The 2916-nt window shown below is 61.5% G+C and carries 3 protein-coding genes; all 3 read left to right on the forward strand.

The genetic code is table 11. The features are described 5' to 3' along the window. The first annotated feature begins 27 nt into the window (after nt 1-27). Entirely contained in the window at nt 28-315 is a 288-nt protein-coding gene (locus NW853_RS09960) for a DUF2103 domain-containing protein (protein ID WP_414336024.1), read from the forward strand. A 20-nt stretch (nt 316-335) separates the two neighbouring features. Beyond that, nucleotides 336-1706 (forward strand): TIGR03279 family radical SAM protein, encoded by a 1371-nt coding sequence (locus tag NW853_RS09965; RefSeq protein WP_414348933.1) that lies wholly within the window; start codon nt 336-338, stop codon nt 1704-1706. A gap of 4 nt (nt 1707-1710) precedes the next feature. Then, the coding region (locus NW853_RS09970) for a UPF0182 family protein (RefSeq protein ID WP_414348934.1) at nt 1711-2916 on the forward strand (1206 nt) is incomplete at its 3' end.

Below are 2916 nucleotides of genomic sequence, written 5' to 3' on the forward strand. Positions count from 1 at the left end.
AGCCCCCCTCACTGTTGCGTTGCCGCTATGTCTGAGCCTTCTGGCCGTCTGGTTTGGAACCACTCCACTCACATTTCTGGGCTGATCCCTGTCCTGGAGCGCCTGGCCCGGCAAGCGGGCATCAAAACCGTGACTCCCGGTGCCTTATCTTGCAGTCGGGGGCGGATCCCGCAGTTGCAGTTGCGGGTTTCGGTGCCCATTCGAGGGGGATACAAGTTGGTTGCCCGCAAGGGCAGCAGCGTGCAAGAGGTGTTTGTGGTTACCGAGCTCAGCCAGTCGGAGCTGGAAGCAGCAATTCGCCGCTGTTTGGAGTAGGTTTAGGCTCTGGGCGCGCCATGTCTCGTGCTAGCCTCAAGCCCGCCCGCATCAGCGCTGTGGTGGCCGGATCCCTGGCGGCAAAGGTGGGCATTCGGCCTGGGGAGGCCCTGGTGAGCATCAACGGCGAGCGGCCCCGCGACCTCATTGACTATCGCTTCTTGTGTGCTGATGAATATCTCTGCCTGGAGATCCTGGACAACCAAGGGATCCAGCGCACGGTTGAGCTGGAAAAAGACATGGACGAGGATCTGGGGCTGGAGTTTGAGACGGCTTTGTTCGATGGTCTCATCCAATGCAACAACGCCTGCCCCTTTTGCTTTATCGACCAACAGCCCCCTGAGATGCGGGCAACGCTGCACCTCAAAGACGACGACTACCGCCTCAGCTTTCTCTACGGCAGCTACCTCACCCTTACCAACCTGACCGCTGCCGAGTGGGAGCGCATCGCCCGCCTGCGCCTTTCTCCTCTCTATGTCTCGGTTCATGCCACGGAGCCGGAGCTGCGCAGCCGCCTGCTCAAAAACCCGCGTGCCGGTTTGATCCTGGAGCAGTTGGCCTGGTTTCGCCAACACCGACTGCAACTGCATGCCCAGGTGGTGGTCTGCCCAGGCTGGAACGATGGGGAGCAGCTAACTCGCACCCTTCTGGACTTGGCCGCTTTTGGCCAACCCGTCGAAGGGATCCCGACCGTCCTCTCGGCGGCGGTGGTGCCGGTGGGGCTAACCCGCTTTCGCCCCCCCAATGATGAGCTAATCCCGGTGGATGCTGCCAAAGCGGCGGAGGTGATTGCGCAGGTGGAAGCGCTGCAGGCGCAGTTTCGGCAAGAATTGGGATCCACCTTTGCCTGGCTGGCTGATGAGTGGTATCTGCTGGCGGGTCGGGAATTGCCGCCGGCAGAGCACTACGAAGATTACCCCCAACTGGGCAATGGAGTGGGATCCCTGCGCTTGTTCTTGAGCGAGTTCGAGCAGGTGCGGCTGCCGGCTGGGATCCCTGCTCCCCTCAAAGTTCTCTGGGTGGTGGGCAACGCCGTGGAACAGGCCTTCCAGCCCGTGGTCAAGCGGATGAACAGCATTCGGGGGCTGCAGTTGGATCTGTTGCCCATTGCCAGCCAATTCTGGGGACAAACCCTGACGGTAACCGGGCTGCTGACAGGGCAGGACATCCTCAGCGCTTTGAAATCCGTTGAAAACTTGGCAAGTTACGATGGGCTACTTTTGCCCCAGATTGCTCTTAAGGATGGGGAGCGCTTTCTAGACGATCTGAGCTGGCAAGAGTTGCAGGCCCAAGTCGGGATCCCGGTGGTGCGGGTGGACGGCGGGCCGGCGGGCTTGCTGGAGGCGGTGCAAGGGCTAGGATCAAGAGCGAGTTTGAGTGGGATGCCCTGAGTCCATGGAGCGGTTGCGGCGAGGGTTGCTCCTGTTACTTTGGATTGGACTAGGGATCCTGGCCATCAGCGGCTTGGCGGCCTTCTATGTAGATCTGGCCTGGTTTGCCGAGCTGAACGCCCTGCCGGTGCTGTGGACGCGGGTATTTGCCCGCTGGGGGCTGGGCCTGGGCGCCTTTGGTTTTGCCCTGGCGGTGGTGGGATCCAACATCCGCGCCTGCTGGCGGGGAGCGACCCTGACAGGGGCCTGGGCGATCGCGCTGGGGTTGAGTGGATGCTTGGCCTGGTCTCTTTCTCAGCACTGGTTCGCGCTGCTGCTCTGGCTGCACCAAGTGCCTGTGGGGGAGTCGGATCCGATTTTTAGGCGCGATCTGGGCTTTTTTCTTTTCGGCCTGCCCTTTTGGGAGACGCTGCAGCACTGGTGCTTCAACTTGGTGCTGCTCACTCTGATCACGACAGCGCTCATCTACCTGGTGGAGCTAGGGCTATCGGAGCAGCGGCTGACGCTGGCCCTTTCCCTGTTTGCCCAGCGGCACTTGCTAATCTTGGGCGGAGCCCTGTTTTTGCTGCGCGCCTGGGGCCACTGGCTGGATCGCTATGAGCTGCTCTACTCCACCCGTGGCGTTGTCTTTGGCGCCGGTTTTACCGATGTCCACGCCACCCTGCCAGCCACCACTCTAATGAGCGGGGTGGCTTTCCTGACGGCCATTGGCTTCTGGGTTTTGGCCCGCCAGGGGATCCGCCTCCGCCTTCCCTTTTTCAAATCCTGGTGCCCTGCCTGGGCCAGTTCCCTGCTGGCGCCGGCTCTGCTGTGGGGGGCCTACCTGGGGTTTGGGCTGCTGACCACCCGGCTTTACCCGCAACTGGTGCAAACCCTTTTGGTCACGCCCAACGAGCTAGAGCTGGAGCGCCCCTACATTGAGCACAACATCCGCTTTACCCGCGCCGGCTTTGGCCTGGCCGAGGTGGAGGTAAAGCCGTTTCCAGAAGAGGGATCCCTGACGCTGGCAACGCTGCAGCAAAATCAATCCACCCTGCGCAACGTGCGTCTTTGGGATACGGAGCCCCTCTTGGCCACCTATCGCCAACTGCAGGAGATCCGTCCCTACTACCAGTTTCCCGATGTGGATGTGGATCGCTACCGCATTGGCGGGGAACTGCGCCAGGTGATGCACGCTGCGCGGGAATTGGACTTTGCCCAGGTGCCGCCT

The sequence above is a fragment of the Synechococcus sp. H55.11 genome (assembly GCF_047462475.1).
Lineage (GTDB): Bacteria > Cyanobacteriota > Cyanobacteriia > Thermostichales > Thermostichaceae > Thermostichus.

Bases quoted from the DNA above. Each gene is read 5' to 3' on its own strand.
- NW853_RS09960 (WP_414336024.1), top strand. From the start codon at position 28: ATGTCTGAGCCTTCTGGCCGTCTGGTTTGGAACCACTCCACTCACATT.
- NW853_RS09965 (WP_414348933.1), top strand. From the start codon at position 336: ATGTCTCGTGCTAGCCTCAAGCCCGCCCGCATCAGCGCTGTGGTGGCC.